The organism is Pseudomonas sp. S3_G06 (genome assembly GCF_054667565.1).
On record NZ_CP162738.1, the window covers coordinates 2,497,336 to 2,515,470 of the forward strand.

Below are 18,135 nucleotides of genomic sequence, written 5' to 3' on the forward strand. Positions count from 1 at the left end.
ACCGATCTTCAAAGGCGCGCGCTTGCGGGAGGAATGGGCTCGTGAAGCGCGGCATCAATCTGGTGCTGGCGGCCTTCGCGTTGACGGCGTTGTCCTACGGTCTGGCACGCTTCGCCTATGGCCTGCTGCTGCCGCAGATTCGTCAGGATCTGGCACTGAGCGTTTCCGCCGCTGGATGGATCGGCGGCGGTGCATTTGCGGCGTATTGCGTGGGCATCGTCGCGACGTTTGTGTGCAACGGCAAAGTGAGTCCGCGTAGGTTGACGGTGATGGCCGGCGCCGCTGCGACGCTGGGCATGGGACTGGTGGTTGTCGCTTCGTCGGGGCTGACGTTGGGCTGCGGCGTGGCGCTGGCGGGATTGAGCACGGGTCTGACTTCGCCGCCATTGGCCAGTGCGGTGGCAGCGCGTCTTGATGATGCGGATCGCCCGCGAGCCAATGGTTTTATCAATGCCGGGACAGCGGCGGGCATCGTTTTTTCCGGTTTGGCGGCGATATTGGCGGCCGGGCAATGGCGCCAGCTGTATGCCCTGTTTGCCTTGATCGGCATCGGCGTCACGATCTGGCTCTGGTTTGCGGTACCGCGCCGGGTCGAGCGTGACGTTGCGCAGAACTTCTCGCTGGCAATGCTGCGTCGACCCGGCGTACTGCCTTTGTGCGCCAGTGCTTTCCTGATGGGGTTGGCGAGCACGGCGATCTGGACATTCGGTGCCGATATCCTGCGCAGCGAGGCTGGATTCTCAGATCAGTCGATAGCATGGGCGTGGATAGTCCTGGGTGCGGCGGGAATCAGCGGATGCATGACGGGCGTGTTCACCGGCCGATTCGGTGTCGTGCGTATTCAGCATCTGGCACTGGCAGGGATCGCCCTCGGGACATTGGGCCTGTCGGCCGCCTCGATATCAGCCGGGTCTGGCCTCATCGCAATGTGCCTGTTTGGCGCGGCCTATATCGTTTCCTCGGGCGTTTATCTGCTGCAAGGCATCCGCCTGTTTCCGGATCGTCCGGACTTGGGATTGGGCATACCGTTTCTGCTCCTGGCACTCGGCCAAACCGCCGGCACGCCGATTTTCGGTGCAGTGCTGGAGGCAACGGGCGTGATCTTTGCCCTTTGTGTTTTCGCGGCGGCCGCTTGCGCCGCCATGGTGCTGTGCCCAAGAGATGGTGAAAGTCCGCGCAGACAGATGTGCCAATCCACCGAAGGCTTGGGTCGCTAATGATTTTTATCGTCAGGAGTACAAACCATGGCCGTAAACATCAGCAATCTCACCCTCTCCACTCCGGTTCCCGTCTCGGCAACCAATCCGGTCGCACTTGAGCTCAACGGCGCCGAGGCCATTGCGCAGTTCCCCAGCATCGTCACGGTGCTGCCGGACGGTTCGCTGCAACTGTCCGCGCCGACCAAAGGCGCCTCGAGCAAGAGCACTCACCGCACCCGCTGCGAATGGAAAGAATCCTTTTACTGGTCGCTGGGCAGCGCCGCTGACCACCTCAACTATCAGGAAATGACCGTGACCAAGGTCAACTCTGCGCAGAAAGTGGTTATCTCGCAGATGCATGTGAAAAATGACGACGGCCCGGTCATCAAAGTGTTCTGGCAGAAAGGCAACATCACCATGGGCTTCCGCCAGAGCTTCAACCAGCCCACCCCGGTCAACACCACGGTGCTCAAGGGCGTACCGTTGGGGGCGAAGTTCAAGATCACCATTCGCGCCAACTCTGCCGGCGTGGCTCGAGTCACTGTCGACTACAACGGCGTTGTCGGCACATCAGGTGACTTGCAGCTCGACTCAACCTGGAATTCGCAGGTATTCAATTTCCACGGCGGGGTCTACAACCAGATCGACTACACCGACGCCACGCCGCCAGAGGATGGCTCGATCTGCATCATCAGTGATTTGTTGATTTCGCATACTTAGGCGCTGAAACGAGCAAGGGCCTGGGTCAGCTTTCGCTGGCAGGCCCTTGTCAGAGCTGAGCTCGATGTTGGGTTTTCAGCCTCCTCTTCGACTTCGAAATTGCCTGCGTCCTAACGTCGCAGCCTTCGGCTATTGGCAAATCCTGCGCAAGCCGTAGAATCCCGCGCGCTCTTGCAGAGGTCCAGTCTGGTCATAGACAGGCCTTTCCAGGACTGGCCATGCCTCATTGACGTACGGCCGACGCCACCGCCCTGCCCGATCGGCAGACATTTGCACAACACCTGTTCCAGCCTGGCAACCGCATGCGCAGAGGCGCACGTTGCGCTGTACGATTTCTTGAGGTTTTTATGTCTCCGCGTTTGCTGGCCATGGCGCTGGCGCCCCTGCTCGGGCTGTTCATTATTGCTCTGGGCAACGGTTTTCTGTCTTCCCTGACCACCCTTCGCCTGGACGCCGCCGGCGCCTCGGCGACGATGATCGGAATTGTTTCGTCGGCCTACTTCATCGGCCTGACGCTGGGCGCGGTGTTCAACGACCGGCTGATTCTGCGCATCGGCCATATTCGTGCCTACGGCAGCTTCGCCTCGCTGATCGCCGTGACGATCCTGTTGCAGGGTCTGTTCTATGACACCTGGGGCTGGCTGATCCTGCGCCTGATCAACGGCTGGGCCACGGTCGGTGTGTTCCTGGTGATCGAAAGCTGGCTGCTACTGGCCGGTGACGAGAAGATTCGCGGGCGCTTGCTCGCGCTGTACATGATCGTGCTTTATGGCGCTGGCGTTCTGGGCCAGGCGACGCTGGGAACCATCACTGGCATGAGTGACAGCGCGCCGTTCATGGTCGCCGGCATGCTCGCTGCGTTGTCGGTGCTGCCGATCGTGATCCTGCCGCGCGTATCGCCGCTGCTCGATCAGGTCGAGCCGCTCAAGCCCCGGCAACTGCTGGGCGTGACGCCAACCGGGCTGGTCGGCTGTTTCGGTTCGGGCGTGACCATCGCGACGATCTACACCTTGTTGCCGCTGTATCTGCAACGCAGAGGTCTGGACGTCGGTGAAGTCGGCAGCATGATGGCCTGGACGATTCTCGGCGCGATGCTGCTGCAGTATCCGGTCGGACGCTGGTCCGACCGCACCGATCGCTTGCAGGTGCTGACGCTGCTGACGGTGGCGTGCACCGCGTTATCACTGGTGATTGTGCTGCTGCCGCTGTCTTCGACAATGCTCGCGGCGATGCTGTTTCTGCTCGGTGGCGGTGTCTTCGCGCTGTACCCGGTGGCCGTCAGCCACGCGGCCGACCGCGCCCCGGCCGAAGCGCTGGTGCCGATGATTCAGGGTTTGCTGCTGATCAACTCGCTGGGCTCGGCCATCAGCCCGATGATGATCTCGCCGGTGATGAACTCGTTCGGCGCCAACGGCCTGTTCTGGGTCTTCGCAGTGGTCAATTTGAGCATGGTCAGTTTTTTCTTCTGGCGCCGTGGCAAACGCCCGGTGCCGGCCAACCCCGCACCGTTCACGGCGGCAGCCACCTATTCGCCGACGGGTGCGGAGTTGCGGGTCACCGAGGATTTGCGCGTCGCCGCTGAGGAGCATCCGGCGATGATGGATGCGATCAGCGGGGAACTGGTGACGCAGCCACGGTGACCGCTGATCAGCAAGTGCCCGGCGGGATGCCGTCCTTGTTGAAGTCCTTCAAGCGCTCGCGCTCTTCTTCGGTGGAATGCGCCGGGGTTGTTTGATCCGGTACTTCTTGCGGCACTTCGGTTTTTTCATCAGTCATGGTTCTGCCCTCTTTGTCGATGCTATTTCGGCATCGGCGGAGCGCTGGTGGTTCCGGATTTCGCACCTTGCCCAAGCCATCGACGCGGCAAAAACCAGGAACATCTCGAAGCGTAAACGCACAAAGGCCTGCTTGGCTTTCGCTAGCAGGCCTTTGTTGAAAGATGGTGCCCGAAGCCGGAATCGAACCGGCACGCCCTTACGAGCGGGGGATTTTAAGTCCGTAATTTTTTTCTTTTAAATCATCCGCTTAGGGACATGATTTTTCCGCATCGCACACATTTCTTATCCGTTCCAAGACAGCAAAATCAGTACCTCAAAATAAATTGCGGAAAGAAACCGGGCTGTAGAGAGGCCTGGCCGTCACCGTGCGCCGGTCGACTGGATCTCAGATCAGTTGAGCCATACTCATGGAAAGATGATCAGTCAGCAGTACGGAGCGTGGACCAAGGACGACGGACCGGACGTGGTAGATAGGCTACAGATCGACATGAATCTATCACTGGTAACTGTCGCCCCATCTAGCTAGGCAGAAAGGATCGGTGTACCCAGCTTACAAGGGCCCGGTTTCCGAGGTGGCAAGAAAGGGTGCCCACGCTTGGGCTAGGTGTAGGGGCCAATTGACATAGGCAGGAATTCCACCTGTCAGTCTTCAAGGGCCGCTATCGGCCCAGAGTGTGTCAAAACCGCTTGTTAGCGGCTTCCACTCTAATGTTTTTTCCTACTCAGCCCAGGTCAGACATCAGTTGCTCAGATTCAGTATAAGATTCCGGAAATCAGCAGGTACGCCGACAACGTGGGCTAGATGCTAGAAATCTGGGGGTTGGATGATTGCAAGCAACGTTTCATATCTTTGTCCGGTTTGTGGATACCCCGGGCTTGAAGAGCCTCCATACGATGAGGTTGGCTGCTCTTCTTTTGGCATGTGCCCGTCCTGCGGTACGCAGTTTGGCTATGATGACGCAACATCTGCTCATGCTGATTTGCGGAAATTATGGATCTCTAAAGGAATGCTTTGGTGGAGCAAAGCTCAAGCGTCGCCGAGTGGTTGGGACCCGGTAAGGCAACTACAGGCGGTTGAAAAACGCATCAATATCTGAACAGAACACCGCTCTTAGCCCTGCTATGATTTCTGAGGATTTCATCGCAGGGATCGCCCATGAAGCGCTTTATCCAAGGTGAACATCGAGGCCAAGAAACCTTCCTTCCCGCGAGCCTCGACGATTACGTCACGGATGCCAATCCGGTGCGCGTAGTCGACGTCTTTGTCGACGAACTCGACCTGGTCAAACTGGGTTTCGAAGGCGCCATACCGGCTGATACTGGCCGGCCGGCTTACCATCCCGCGATCCTGCTGAAAATCTACATCTACGGCTATCTGAACCGCATTCCATCGAGTCGGCGTCTTGAACGAGAAGCCCAACGCAACGTCGAGCTGATGTGGCTGACTGGACGTTTGATGCCCGATTTCAAGACCATCGCCAACTTCCGAAAAGACAACAGCAAGGCCATCCGAGGTGTCTGCCGCCAGTTCGTGGTGCTGTGCCAGCAGCTAGGACTGTTCGAAGAAAATCTGGTCGCCATCGACGGCAGTAAATTCAAGGCCGTCAATAACCGCGACCGCAATTTCACCAGCGCCAAGCTGAAACGGCGGATGGAAGAAATTGAATCAAGTATCAATCGGTACCTGACTGCGCTCGACGAAACCGATCGGCAAGAACCCTCGGTCGCTCAGCCCAAGGCTGCTCGTCTGCAAGAGAAAATCGACAAACTCAAAGCTCAGATGAAAGAGTTGCAGGTCATTGAAACTCAGCTCAACGAATCACCGGATAAACAGGTCTCACTGACCGATCCAGACGCCCGTTCCATGATGACGCGCGGCACTGGAATCGTCGGTTACAACGTGCAGACAGCGGTCGATACCCAGCACCATTTGATCGTTGCGCATGAGGTGACCAACGTCGGTTCCGACCGCGATCTACTCAGCTCGATGGCCAAGCAGGCCCGCGAGGCGATGGCGTCAGATACGTTGTCGGTAGTGGCTGACCGAGGTTACTTCAAAAGCGAACAAATCCTGGCTTGTCACGATGCAGGCATCACCGCCTATGTGCCAAACCGATGACCTCTGGAGCCAAGGCTGACGGACGTTTCAATAACGATGCCTTCATCTATGACGCGGCAAAAAACGAATACATTTGTCCCGCTGGAGAGGCGTTGATCTGGCGCTTTTCCAGCGTTGAAAAAGGCCTGACGCTGCACCGTTACTGGAGTTCTAATTGCCAGGGATGCGTGCTGAAATCGAAGTGCACACCGAGCAAGCAACGGCGAGTTCGGCGATGGGAGCATGAAGCCGTATTGGAGGAAATGCAGAACAGGCTGAGCAACGCGCCGGACATGATGCGAGTCCGCAAGCGTACGGTCGAGCATCCCTTCGGGACACTCAAACAATGGATGGGCGCCACACATTTCCTGACACGAAAGCTGAACGGAGTAAGTGCGGAGATGAGCTTAAACGTCCTCGCCTACAACTTGAAACGAGTCATGAAAATTCTCGGTACCAGCAGTTTAATGAAGGCGCTGTCGGCCTGAAGAGGTCTGTATTTTGGCCACCCAGCAAGGTAGAAGCGGCGCGAGGGGCTCCCTGACCCTCGTGATGATCCGCAGGACTTGTTGTGAGCAATTACTCAGCTAACAACCGTCAGCGCTGCGCGCCGACAGTGCATCAGCGCGTTTTTACACACTCTGGGCCGAAAGCGGCCGTTCACGAACGACTACCTTCGGCCAAAAGTAGCCCTGATGGCGGGCTATAATTCTCTGATGCTCAGAATAAACGGGGGATGACAGCGGGGTGGAAAAATAGGCTGTAAGTCGACGCTGCCTCATAACACCACCTTCGCCACGGTAGAGAAGCCATCGGGCTTTCTACTTCAGGCGAACGAAAGACCATTCAACGCTACAGGTGAGAATTGGCGGTATGTGCTTCTCCCTTAATAATACTGGCCTACGGCGAGCAAGCTCTCGAGACACGTCTAATCATAACCCCTATCCTCCGAGCTTGACCGGTTGAGGAAGGAGCTCTCGGCTGAAGAGGGATTGCGACGGCGAAAAGTCGGTATCCCAGGCGAACGCAGTGGCGCTCGAACAATCTCGGTCGGTACCCAGGTGACGGTTAGCGGCGAAAGAGCCACTGCAATGGCGAACGCATTCAGTCCCCCTGTGCCGATAACCTCAGAGCAGATAGCTCTTTTTTCGCCATTGAAGGTACATGCGGCAAGATTATCAAAGAGCATCCGAGTGCGAGCTTTATCCGACTGTTGTAAAGGTGGCCTGGACTGAGCCTGCAAGAGAGATTGGAAATCTGCTCCATCACTCGTTGCCCGCATCCTGGGTTCTGATGTCGGCAAGACGGATGGTGCTGGCGGTACTGCAGAAATACCGGTCATCGGCATGCCTCATATCACGCTTGGTGTCATGAATCTCGCCAGTGTTCCTGGCGTGACAGTTCCGTTCTTTGCTTCATCAGATCCCGCTGAACCAGTTGTAGCCCTGGTCTTCCCAATACCCGCCCGGGTTGTCGTTGCTGACGAAAATCTCGACAACATGCTTGGGGTTTTTGAAGCCCAGTTTGGTGGGGACCCGAACCCTCAGCGGATAGCCGTACTCGGGCGGCAGCGCCACGTCAGCGTAATCCAGTGCCAACAGCGTCTGCGGGTGCAACGCAGTCGGCATGTCCAGACTGGAGTAGTAACGATCGGCACATTTGAAACCGACAAATTTCGCTGTGGTGTCGGCGCCGATGTGTTCCAGGAAGGTTTTCAGCGGTACACCTCCCCATTGCCCGATCGCGCTCCAGCCCTCAACACAGATCAGCCGAGTGATATCGCTGCGTTGCGGCAGCTTGCGCAAGCTTTCGAGTGTCCACGGCGCCTTGTCCCTGATCCGGCCGGAGACGGCGAGCGAGTAACTGGTCAGGTCTACTTTAGGGATATCGTCCTGACCATAGAAAGCGTTGAACGGAAACGGCTTGGTGATCTGCGCGCGGGCGAAGGTCGGCGCCAGTTTCCGTCCACTGAACAGCCACGCCTGGACCCGGTCGTTCCAACGCGACATGGCCCAAAGCACTTTGTCGACCTGATCGCCGTCCTGCAGGTTGCAACCGGTCAGCATCGACATCGCGCCAACCGTCAGGCCGGCCCGAAGAAAATGCCGGCGCTGAATGTTTTCCAGTTCAAGCTGTTGCGCAGGTTCAATCCTGACGCGCTGACGCGTTGTTATTTTAAATTCAGTCATGACCCATTTTTCTCGTTATTAGGCGTCCGCACTCTACCCGTGATCATTGGCACCAGGGTTTTTGGTACCAGAATCACCAAGACCAGGTGAATCACTACAAACGCTGCAATCATCGCCATGGCCGCAAAATGTACGTAACGAGCAACGTCATAGCCGCCCAGTAACGCGACCAGCTCTTGAAGTTGAACCGGTTTCCAGATCGCTACACCCGAGATCACGATCAGTACACCTGCCGCCAGCACGATCCAGTACATCAGGCGCTGTACTGCGTTATAGACACCCTTTTCATGCACCAGCCGAAAGCGCAAGGCATCGGTCAGATCATGCTTCAATGCGGCAATGCCGATGGGCAGCAGCTCACGTTTGAAATGGCGACTGGCCAACCCGTACAGCACATAGATTGCGCCGTTGATCAGCAGCAGCCACATGAACGCAAAATGCCAGGCAAGTGCCCCGCCCAGCCAACCGCCCACGGTCAATGACACCGGAAACCTGAAACTGAACAGTGGCGAGGCGTTGTAGATAGCCCAACCGCTCATGAACATGCAGACCATGCAGGCCGCATTGAGCCAATGGGTGAGGCGAACCGGCCAGGGATGCAGTTTCTTCTGTCTCACGTGGTTCCCCTTGCAAGCCTTCCGTGTAGCGGAGCGTTGCCAGACGGCAACGCTCAAGCTTTCTCAGATGATTACATCGGTGGCTGGAAGCCATCCTTGCCGACTGCAATGCCGCGTGCGGTGCCATCTGCAGCGGGGAACACGACGATTTTCGTTCCTTTGACCAGCTCATCGGCTTTGCCTGGCTCGACGTAGGCGATAGGCACGTCATCCGGCACGACGATTTGTTTCTCGCCGCCCTGGTAGTTGACGGTCAACGTGCGGCCGTCGGTTTTGGACAGTTTGCCAACGGTGCCGTTGGTCATGGTGCCAGTGCTGCCGTCTGCGTTCTGCCAACCGTAATGACCTTCGCCGCTGCCCTTGAGCCTGGCGTCGAATACCGTGACCTCAAGCGCCTTCAAGGTTCCGTTGGCCTGCGGGATGGCCGCCGAGCCGATGAAGCTGTCGGATTTGATCGAGTCGATATTGGCCTTCGATACCCGGCTGATACCGGTCTTGTCAGTCAGTCCGATCGTCTGCTGGGCGCCAGAGCGGACAGTGAAGGTCAGCGTGTTGTTGCTGACGCTTTCCACCGTACCGCGCAGTGGTTTGATGACCGGCATGTCGGCGGCGGTGGCAATGACGGCAGCGCTGAGCATCACCAAACCGAACGTGGTAGACAGGGCGTTTTTGAGTTGCATGGCGACGATTCCTCATGGGTTGATGTGTCGCCATCCTCGACCGCAGACCGGGACGTCACGATGACCGTCGAATGACATTTTTGTCATTCGCCAACCCTGACCATGTATGACAGAAATGTAACCGACTGCGCCCGCTCATCCCGTTACACTGCACAGCCGAGATACCGATGTCGCGGACTTAACCCCGTCATGAAGAAACCCGAGCGCGCCTGACGATGCATATCCTGTTGATCGAAGATGACACCAAAACAGGTGAGTACCTGAAAAAGGGGCTCGGTGAGTCCGGTTACAACGTCGACTGGACCCAGCATGGCGCTGACGGCCTGCACATGGCCTTGCATACGACCTATGACCTGATCGTGCTGGACGTGATGTTGCCCGGGATTGACGGGTTTCAGATCATCGAGCTGTTGCGCGCCAGACAAGACGTACCCGTGCTGTTCCTTACCGCGCGCGACCAGTTGCAAGACCGCATTCGCGGTCTGGAACTGGGCGCCGATGATTACCTGATCAAACCTTTTTCGTTTACCGAACTGCTGTTGCGCATCCGCACTATTCTGCGCCGCGGTGTCGTGCGCGAAGCCGACCATTTCCACCTTGCCGATCTCGAACTGGATCTGGTCCGGCGCCGCGTGACCCGCCAACAACAGGTGATCGTGCTGACCAACAAGGAGTTCGCCCTGCTCCATCTGTTTCTCCGTCGAGCCGGCGATGTATTGTCCAGGACACAAATCGCTTCGGAAGTCTGGGACATGAATTTCGACAGCGATACCAACGTGGTGGACGTCGCTGTCAAGCGCCTGCGCAACAAGGTCGACCAGCCCTACCCGATCAAGCTGATCCATACCATTCGCGGTATCGGCTATGTCTGCGAGGTGAGGCCATGCGGTCCCGACGCCAACCCTCGCTGACGCTGCGATCGACCGTGGCGTTTGCCATGGTCGCGATGCTGGCCGTGGCCGGCGCGGGCTTCTATCTGTATCAGACGATGAAGGCCTCGGTATTGGTCTACAGCGATCACGCGGTGATGGGCCGTCTGGAGCATTTTCGCAAGCTCCTGCATTACGAACTCGCCATCGAAAAGCTGCGCGACAGCCCGCAGATTTTCAAGAACATGCTCGACAGCGAAGACGACATCTTCATCATTGAAGAGCCGGGGCAGCCACCGGTCATCCAGGTCAATCCACTCAACGTCACGTTGCCTGAACTGCCGGTGATCGGCCAGGACACAAAGCTGAGCGTCAATGATCTGCGCAGCGGCGTGACCGACTCGGGAACAAGGCTGCGCGCCGCCTCCGTAGTCACGACGTCGGGTGGCCGTGTAGTCCGATTGACGGCCGCCCACCTTATGGGCAAGGAAATGGCGATGCTTGCAGCGTATCGCGAGCGCATCTACCTGGCCGTGGCCCTTGCCTTTCTGGCAACCGCGTTGCTGGGTTATCTGTTATTGCGTCGCGGGCTGCGTCCGCTGCGCAAAATGGCCGCCCATGCCGCAGCCATAACGCCTGAGCGTCTGCACAGCCGTATGGACAGCGCCGATACGCCGGTTGAATTGCAACAGCTGAGTGACGCCTATAACGCGATGCTTGATCGTCTTGCTCAGGGTTATCAGCGACTGACGCAATTTTCCGCCGACCTTGCCCATGAAATCCGCACGCCGGTCGGGTCGTTGATGGGACATTGTCAGGTTGCCCTTCGCCAACGCCGTAGCGAGGACGAATATCAGGCGCTGATCGCTTCGAACCTTGAAGAACTCGAACGGATCTCGCGCATCGTCGAAAGCATTCTATTTCTGGCGCGCGCCGATGAAGCGCAAGCCGTAGTGGAGCGCCAGCAATTGTCGCTGCATGACGAATCACAGCGCATCGCTGAGTATTTTGAGGGTTTGGCTGAAGAGCGGCGAATGAGCTTCCAAATAACGGGCGATGGTATCGTGCTCGCTGACCCCTTGCTGCTGCGCAGAGCGTTGAGCAACCTGGTGGCGAACGCTGTTCGCTACGCTTACGAGGGCACCGAGATTCTGATACGGGTATTGGAAACCCACGGAGGTGCCCGGATTGAGGTGGAGAACCAAGGGCCGGTGCTGGGCGACGAAACCCTGGGCAAACTCTTCGACCGCTTTTACCGTGGCGATGCGTCTCGGCACCAGAATTCCGACTCCTACGGGCTTGGCCTCGCCATTGTCGTGGCCATCATGCAACTGCATGACGGCCACGTGGGTGTCGAACAGCCAAGGGCCGGGACTATTCGTTTTTCGCTGTCGTTCCCTTGAGCTGCTCGAACGGTGCAAACTGTTCTTCGCCCGCTGCGGGTACCCAATCTTTTAACGGCGTCAGGAAATGCATTTCAAAACGACGTGACAGGAACGCCCACTTTCCGTCCCGACGTTCAAACCTGTCGTGGTAAAGACCGCTGACTTGCACCGGGCCTTTTTCAATGTCATGAAACAGGCAATCCGCAGCTACCGTGCCCACTGCGCTGTCACCCTCGATTTCAATCAGCGGGTTGGCCATCCAGTGGTGCATATGGGGCATCTGGCGCCAGCTGTTTTGCGCCATCGCCAGGATTTCGTCACGGTTTCCAGCCTGGCCAAAACCCGGTAGATCCAGTGTCGACTCTTCGTGCCAGATTGAGCTAAGAAGCGAGGCGTCGATGCGGTCGAAAGCATTGGCGTAGGCGCTGATCAGCGACTCGATGGCGGCGCGACTTTCCAGGGCGTCCAGTCGGGCTGTCAGTTGTTCATTGTTCATGATGAGGTTTCCTGCAGGGGCTGCGCATAAGCGAGGAAGGCAGCCCTGCGCGAGGGCTGCGCTACGGTTGAGCACGTGGTCAGATCTGCGACAGGCCGCCGTCGACCATCAACTCCACACCGTTGACATATTTCGCATCGGCAGACGCAAGAAACAGCGCCGACGAGGCGATTTCCTCAGGCTCGGCCATGTACCCCAATGGCGTGATCTGCTCGACGTGCTGACGCAGCGCGGCGACGTCGGTTTCGCTCATCTTCAAGCCGTTATCCATCAGCGGTGTGCGGGTGAAGCCAGGGCTCAGGACATTCGCTCTGATCTTGCGACCTTTGAGTTCGTTGGCCCACGTCCTGGCAAAGGAACGTACCGCGGCTTTGGAGGCGTTGTAGAGGCTCAGTCCTTCCATGCCATTGCTGGAACAGATAGAGGCCGTCAGCACGATCGAAGCGCCATTTTTCAACAATGGCATCAACGTCTGTACAGTAAAAAAGACTCCCTTTACGTTGATGTCGAACATGTTGAAATAGGCGGCCTCGGTGGTCTCGCCCAGCGGGTTCTTTTCACAAATACCCGCATTGGCAAACACTGAGTCCAGTTGATCGCCGTGCGCCTCAATCGTCGCCTTGAGCTCGTCCAGATCAACCTGGCGCGCGACATCGGAAATGACCGCGACCGCCCTGTCGCCAAGCTTGGCCACCGCAGCCTCCAGCGTGGCTGCAGAACGCCCGGTGATGTAAACGCGCCTGGCGCCCTCGGCAATCAAACCCTGTGCAATCGCAAATCCGATCCCGGTGGACGCGCCGGTGACGACTGCGACCTGATCAGCGAATTTACCTGACATAACTGACTCCTCGATTTCGGTTGTGTGGCTCGACTGGAACCACAGTGCGGCCATTTTGCGAGGAGGCAGGGGCGCAGCGGCACTGCCATAAATGAACATTGGCCGTTCATTTATGTGAGGCGTCAGCCAGGGTTTGATCGTTTAGATTGAAGTCAGCTTATTCAAAGCATGACTCGCAATCGAAAATATTCTGGAGCCGAAGGGTTTCAGAAAGGAGACCTTATGCCTGAGAAAATAGTAGCCCTTCCGGAACAGCGGCGCTGGCTGATGTTCGCCATCCTGTTGGTCGGTGCATTCTTGCCGCCGCTGGATTTCTTCATCGTGAACGTAGCGCTGCCTTCGATTCAGCAATCGCTGGGCACGGCCTCCTCTGCAGAACAGTTGATCATCTCTTCTTACGCGGCGCTGTATGCCGTGACACTGATCACCGGAGGAAGGCTTGGCGACATCTTTGGCCGCATGAGAATGTTCTTCGTTGGCCTGATTGGCTTTGCCGTCGCCTCACTGATCTGCGGCGTCGCCGAGTCACCCTGGGTGTTGATCGCCGGACGCTCGCTGCAAGGCGTGACGGCCGCTGTCATGGCGCCGCAGGCACTCGCTTCAGTGCAGGCGATATTCCCTGAGTCGGAAAAACCCTTGGCGTTGAGCCTGTACGGTGCGGTGTTTGGTTTGGCGTCGGTAGTCGGCCAGGCACTTGGCGGGATTCTGATCTCGCTCAACCTGATGAACCTGGGCTGGCGGTCGATATTTCTGGTGAATCTACCGATTGCGTTGCTGGTCATTCTGATCGCCATCCCCGTGGTCAAGGAAACCCGCGCACCCCAGACCAGCAAGCTGGATCTGGGTGGAACGCTGTTGTCGATGGTGACGCTTGCGGCGCTGATCGTTCCACTGATCGAGGGACGTGAAGCGGGCTGGCCGTGGTGGGCCTGGCTGTCGCTGGCGGCGGTGCCACTGCTGGCCTGGCTGTTCTGGCGCTACGAAGCCCGCTTGTATCAAGCGCAAGGCGCGCCGTTGCTGAACCCTGCTGCACTGCGTGCGCCCGGGCTGGGCCGGGCATTGCTGGTGGCGCTGACTTTTTACGCGATCGGCGTGTTCTTCCTGCTGTTTTCCATCTATTTACAGGGAGCGCTGCATACGAGCCCGCTCAGTGCAGGTCTGGTCTTTCTGCCATTCGGCGCTGGTTTCTTGCTGGGGCCGCTCGCCACCCATCTATTCCGGCGTTTGCTGGGGTCTTATGTGAATCCCTTCGGAATGGCACTCGAAGTGCTGGGGTTCGTGCTATTGGCCTGGCTCGTGGCGCACACGCCAACCGCCGTCACGCCCTCTGCGCTGTCCCTTGCCGTGATTCTCTTTCTGATCGGTTTCGGACAAGGACTGGCCCTTCCGACATTGATGCGCATGATCACTGGACGCGTGGCACCGGCGTATTCCGGCATGATTGCGGGCATCACCAGTTCCACACTGCAAATCAGCACGGCACTGAGCGTAGCGATCATCGGTGGCATTTTTTACACGCTTCTGGGCAAGGACACGGACGCGGCGGCCATCACCCACGCCTTCACCGTCGCCATACTGTGCATCGCTGCGTGTCTGGTGGTAGGCGCAGGACTGAGTCTGAGTCTGGCGCGCCAATCTGCTGCAGAGCTGCAAACGGCGGCCATGCAGCCGGCAGAGTGAATCAACCGCCTGCCTGAGTGCCAATCATGACGGAGGCCAGGTCGGCAAGCGCGCGCAGACTGTCCATCTGGCGCATGTCCTGGTGGTAGCCCATCCAAATGTCGCGGCCTGGTGGCGGTTCATCTGAATCGATCAGACGCAGCGCCGTCAACTGGTCGCCCAAAGCGCGGGGCAATACCGCGACGCCCTGCCCCTGCGCACACATTTGCGCCTGGACTGTGCGGCTGCTACTGGTAAACACGGTACGCGCCAGAGGGTAACGCTGCTGCAGCCACTGCACATCGGGATAATGAGACTGGGCAACACTCATGGTGATCAGACCCAGCCCGGCGCCCTGTGGCTCAGGGTCAGCAGATCCAACGGCTGCGTATAACCCGTAAGTCAGGGAGATCAGCTTGCGGTGCACGATATCGGGTTCGGTGAACGGAACGATTCGAAACGCGATGTCGGCGTCGCGGCGAGCCAGATCAAACAATCGATGCCCGGCAATGACCTCGGGCACGATCAATGGATAACGCCGGCCCAGTTCACTCAGCACCGGGGCCAGCACATAACAGGCGAACCAGTCAGCGCAGGAAATGCGCAGCACACCTTCGGGCTGTGCGCTGTCCCCCGCGAGGCGCCTTTCGATGGCCAACGCACTTTGCTCCATTTCCTGCGCGAGGCTGAGGAGCTTCTCGCCGCTGTCGGTCAACACGAGACCTTGGTTGGTACGCAGGAAAACGGGTTGGCCACTGAACTGTTCCAGCACCTGCAAGCGCCGCCCCACGGTCGGATGGCTGACCCCCAACAGCTTGGCGGCAGCCCCTAATGACCCGCTGCGGGCAATCGCGAGAAAGACCCGCACATCACTCCAGTCCATGCTCCGCCCCCGTACAAAAATGAACAGTGAGAGTGCAGCAATGGCAGTGCCGTAGCAATCCCGTGCCCGACATACTTGTCTGCATTCACCGTCGTCGAATACCAACCGGAGACTGCAAATGAAGATTGGTTTTATCGGAGTGGGATGCATGGGCAGAGCCATCATTCCACTGCTCGTCCGCGCTGGCCATCACGTCTCGGCATGGAACCGCAGTCAGGCGGCGATCAAGGATCTCGAAGGCATCAGCGTTATCGAAACGCCGGCCTCGGCGTTCCAGCAAGAGGTAGTCATCACTCTTCTGGCCGATGATGCCGCCGTCAGGCAAGTGTTGCTCTCCAGCGCTGTTCTGGAAACTGCAGACAAAGCTTGCGTGCATGTCGTGATGTCGACCTTGTCGCCTTCGCTGATGTTGGAGTTGCAGCGCGAACATGAAGCCGTCGGCATGCCATTGATCGCGGCGCCGGTCTTCGGCGTGCCCGCCGTGGCGGCCAAGGGCGAGTTGAATATCCTGGCGGCCGGATCGCAGGCCGCTGTCTCGACCGTCCAACCGCTGTTCGACCTGCTCGGGAAAAAAACCTGGTATCTGGGCGACCAACCTGAACAGGCCTGTATCGCGAAAATCGCCGGCAACATGATGATCACCCAAGCCATCCAGTCGCTGGGCGAAGCCAGCGGACTCGTTCAACGCCACGGACTGAGCCCTTCGATTTTCATCAAGCTCATGACCCAGACCCTGTTCGCCTGCCCCAGTTATCAACGTTATGGGCAGAACATCGTCAGCAGCAATTTTGAACCGGGATTCAAACTGTCGCTTGGCCTCAAGGATATGAATCTGGCGATCGATGCGGGTCGTCTCAAGGGGCTGGAGTTGCCAGCGGCGGATGCCGTGCGATTGAAAATGACATCGGCGGTAGCCAGGGGAGATGGCGACAAGGACTGGTCGGTTTTTGCTCAGCAGACGAATCATTGAGAAGCTCTTTCGAACACCTGTCACGAGGTCATTCATGGAAAACTCCGACATCGCGCGTCAACTCTCAACATTCAGGAAAACCATCGACAATATCGACGCCGCCCTCATCCACCTGCTCGCGGAACGGTTTCGCTGTACCGATGAGGTCGGATTGCTCAAGGCCCGATATCAGTTGCCTGCGGTAGACGAGGCCAGAGAGCAGCAGCAATACCAGCGTCTGGCAGCACTTGCTCAGGAGGCCGAGCTGGATACGGCCATCGTGCAGAGGCTGATGCAGTTGGTCATTGGCGAAGTGGTCGAGCGCCACAGGCAGATCGCCGCCAGGCATGCCCCGGCACCCGCCAATAACCCTGACCCTCGGGCCTGACCCCGGCGCCACTTATCGAAGCAATCAGACAAACGAGCAGAACCGCATGAAATGGCCAACGATCGAGCAAATTCGCAGCTTCACCGATTTACCCTATGGCTACAGTTGGGATTACCTGAAACGTGAGGAGATCAATGTCGCGACAGATTTTTTCCGGACATGGTTTCCCTCCATTTCGGTGGGGTTGGCAAGCCCGTTTCTGGACCAGCAGTTCTACGCAGACAACGTGGTGCTCGAAGACGATCCGGATCGAGGCATATTCGCTACCGTCGTCCGCCAGAACGATGAGATTGTCGCTATCGCCACGTGGGAAAAAATTGACGGTGCTGACGTTATTTTCGGGCGGGTCGGCGCGGTAGCCAAACCGCACAGACAAGCCAGACTGGCCGTTGCGGCCCAGGACCTGGGAGAAAAAATCGGCACGTTCATGGGCGCGGGGCTGATCTATGGCATGGCAACAACCCGCACGCCGTATATGCAACAATCACTGGAGCAAGCCGGTTACAAAGCGGTAGGGATAATGCCTGGCTTGGACCGGGAAGAAACAGCACCTGGAATCGTGCGCAGGGTTTACGAAGTCATCTACGTAAAACGGCTCGCACCACACGCCGACTTTCTCATTCCTGCCGGTCATAACCTTACCCCTACAGTCGCGCGACTTTACGCAGATATATTTCAAGGTGATGACGACACGAACTGACGAGCCAGCCTAGCAGCGAACCAACCATCGAAATGCTTCTGATCAGTAACGCTACCGGCTCGCGCCTTTTGCATCGATCGAGGTAGCCACATTAGGTAATGAGTTCAAAAAGACTCAGCAGCGGCTAAAAGCACCTGTGGGGTTGATTAATAGATGAGAAGTGAACTGAGTGGACGCGGCTCTGGCCCCTGAGTTAGCTTTCGTAACCGTTCTAACTTGGGGCTCCGCAATCATGACTGACCGTCAGATCATTGTTCCAGATGGCATGAGATTGATCTACGAGCGCGCGGGTTATGCACCAGCAGTAAAGGTAGGAAAAACTCTCTACTGCGCGGGTCAGGTAGGCAGGACGCCGGAATTATCCGTCATTGAAGAACCTGAGCAGCAGTTTTTAGCTGCATGGGACAATCTCCGGATCGTCTTGGAGGCAGGTGGCTGTAAATTTGAAGATGTCGTAGAAATGACAACTTACCACGTCGACATGCACCGTCACATGCCAATTTTCAGACGCGTAAAGGATAAAGTATTTCCGAGAAGCACTTGTGCATGGACCTGCATTGGTGTCAGTGAATTAGCTCGACCTGGCCTTCTCGTGGAGATCAAGTGCGTCGCAGTAGAGCGATAACCCTCTGACAAGAACCTGCATATCCAGGTCTTAAAATGGGTGACTACGCATGCGGTGGTAGA

At 57.7% G+C, this 18,135-nt stretch carries 17 protein-coding genes and 1 pseudogene; 11 read left to right on the top strand and 7 right to left on the bottom strand.

Annotated features, from left to right (window positions below):
* The first annotated feature begins 41 nt into the window (after nt 1-41).
* From AB4N47_RS11165 to AB4N47_RS11175, 3 genes are all read left to right on the top strand, one after another.
* Entirely contained in the window at nt 42-1,217 is a 1,176-nt protein-coding gene (locus AB4N47_RS11165; protein WP_341637661.1) for an MFS transporter, read from the top strand.
* Nucleotides 1,218-1,244: 27 nt separating this feature from the next.
* Nucleotides 1,245-1,919, top strand: coding sequence for a polysaccharide lyase family 7 protein (locus AB4N47_RS11170; RefSeq protein WP_122507221.1), 675 nt, complete (start codon nt 1,245-1,247; stop codon nt 1,917-1,919).
* Nucleotides 1,920-2,221: 302 nt separating this feature from the next.
* Nucleotides 2,222-3,559 (top strand): MFS transporter, encoded by a 1,338-nt coding sequence (locus AB4N47_RS11175; protein WP_460154535.1) that lies wholly within the window; start codon nt 2,222-2,224, stop codon nt 3,557-3,559.
* A gap of 7 nt (nt 3,560-3,566) precedes the next feature.
* On the opposite strand, the gene AB4N47_RS11180 is transcribed toward AB4N47_RS11175, so the two are convergent.
* Entirely contained in the window at nt 3,567-3,695 is a 129-nt protein-coding gene (locus AB4N47_RS11180; RefSeq protein WP_341637663.1) for a hypothetical protein, read from the bottom strand.
* Nucleotides 3,696-4,853: 1,158 nt separating this feature from the next.
* On the opposite strand from AB4N47_RS11180, the pseudogene AB4N47_RS11185 reads away from it, so the two are divergent.
* Nucleotides 4,854-6,283 (top strand): annotated as a pseudogene (locus AB4N47_RS11185) (IS1182 family transposase).
* A 930-nt stretch (nt 6,284-7,213) separates the two neighbouring features.
* On the opposite strand, the gene AB4N47_RS11190 reads toward AB4N47_RS11185, so the two are convergent.
* From AB4N47_RS11190 to AB4N47_RS11200, 3 genes are all read right to left on the bottom strand, one after another.
* Entirely contained in the window at nt 7,214-7,984 is a 771-nt protein-coding gene (locus tag AB4N47_RS11190) for a molybdopterin-dependent oxidoreductase (protein ID WP_341637664.1), read from the bottom strand.
* Nucleotides 7,981-8,601: a cytochrome b/b6 domain-containing protein gene (locus AB4N47_RS11195; protein WP_460154536.1), complete on the bottom strand. Its 621-nt coding sequence runs from the start codon at nt 8,599-8,601 to the stop codon at nt 7,981-7,983. The genes AB4N47_RS11190 and AB4N47_RS11195 overlap by 4 nt, the downstream gene beginning before the upstream one ends.
* Before the next feature lie 71 nt (nt 8,602-8,672).
* On the bottom strand, nt 8,673-9,281 hold the full coding sequence (locus tag AB4N47_RS11200) for a hypothetical protein (RefSeq protein WP_042609816.1): 609 nt from the start codon (nt 9,279-9,281) through the stop codon (nt 8,673-8,675).
* 215 nt (nt 9,282-9,496) lie between these two features.
* On the opposite strand from AB4N47_RS11200, the gene AB4N47_RS11205 reads away from it, so the two are divergent.
* Together AB4N47_RS11205 and AB4N47_RS11210 are read left to right on the top strand one after the other, a co-directional pair.
* Nucleotides 9,497-10,192, top strand: coding sequence for a heavy metal response regulator transcription factor (locus AB4N47_RS11205; RefSeq protein WP_039760267.1), 696 nt, complete (start codon nt 9,497-9,499; stop codon nt 10,190-10,192).
* Nucleotides 10,165-11,553, top strand: a complete 1,389-nt coding sequence (locus AB4N47_RS11210; protein ID WP_341637665.1) for a heavy metal sensor histidine kinase — start codon at nt 10,165-10,167, stop codon at nt 11,551-11,553. The genes AB4N47_RS11205 and AB4N47_RS11210 overlap by 28 nt, the downstream gene beginning before the upstream one ends.
* On the opposite strand, the gene AB4N47_RS11215 is transcribed toward AB4N47_RS11210, so the two are convergent.
* Complete coding sequence (locus tag AB4N47_RS11215) at nt 11,525-12,031, bottom strand: nuclear transport factor 2 family protein (protein ID WP_042609814.1); 507 nt, start codon at nt 12,029-12,031, stop codon at nt 11,525-11,527. The two genes, AB4N47_RS11210 and AB4N47_RS11215, sit on opposite strands and share 29 nt — an antisense overlap.
* Before the next feature lie 79 nt (nt 12,032-12,110).
* Nucleotides 12,111-12,869: an SDR family oxidoreductase gene (locus tag AB4N47_RS11220; RefSeq protein WP_039760604.1), complete on the bottom strand. Its 759-nt coding sequence runs from the start codon at nt 12,867-12,869 to the stop codon at nt 12,111-12,113.
* Nucleotides 12,870-13,136: 267 nt separating this feature from the next.
* Here AB4N47_RS11220 and AB4N47_RS11225 point away from each other — a divergent pair, with 267 nt between their 5' ends.
* Nucleotides 13,137-14,549 carry an MFS transporter gene (locus tag AB4N47_RS11225; RefSeq protein WP_241669482.1) on the top strand — a complete coding sequence of 471 codons (1,413 nt, stop codon included), beginning with the start codon at nt 13,137-13,139 and terminating at the stop codon, nt 14,547-14,549.
* A 1-nt stretch (nt 14,550) separates the two neighbouring features.
* Here AB4N47_RS11225 and AB4N47_RS11230 read toward each other — a convergent pair whose 3' ends face one another.
* Nucleotides 14,551-15,411: a LysR family transcriptional regulator gene (locus AB4N47_RS11230; RefSeq protein ID WP_122704478.1), complete on the bottom strand. Its 861-nt coding sequence runs from the start codon at nt 15,409-15,411 to the stop codon at nt 14,551-14,553.
* 118 nt (nt 15,412-15,529) lie between these two features.
* On the opposite strand from AB4N47_RS11230, the gene AB4N47_RS11235 reads away from it, so the two are divergent.
* The 4 genes from AB4N47_RS11235 to AB4N47_RS11250 all read left to right on the top strand — a co-directional run bounded on the left by AB4N47_RS11235 (nt 15,530) and on the right by AB4N47_RS11250 (nt 18,073).
* Nucleotides 15,530-16,381, top strand: a complete 852-nt coding sequence (locus AB4N47_RS11235) for an NAD(P)-dependent oxidoreductase (protein ID WP_042609811.1) — start codon at nt 15,530-15,532, stop codon at nt 16,379-16,381.
* A 34-nt stretch (nt 16,382-16,415) separates the two neighbouring features.
* Nucleotides 16,416-16,748, top strand: a complete 333-nt coding sequence (locus AB4N47_RS11240) for a chorismate mutase (RefSeq protein ID WP_042609810.1) — start codon at nt 16,416-16,418, stop codon at nt 16,746-16,748.
* 46 nt (nt 16,749-16,794) lie between these two features.
* Nucleotides 16,795-17,448, top strand: a complete 654-nt coding sequence (locus tag AB4N47_RS11245; protein ID WP_460154537.1) for a hypothetical protein — start codon at nt 16,795-16,797, stop codon at nt 17,446-17,448.
* A 232-nt stretch (nt 17,449-17,680) separates the two neighbouring features.
* Nucleotides 17,681-18,073 carry a RidA family protein gene (locus tag AB4N47_RS11250; RefSeq protein ID WP_009049394.1) on the top strand — a complete coding sequence of 131 codons (393 nt, stop codon included), beginning with the start codon at nt 17,681-17,683 and terminating at the stop codon, nt 18,071-18,073.
* Nucleotides 18,074-18,135 lie beyond the last annotated feature (62 nt).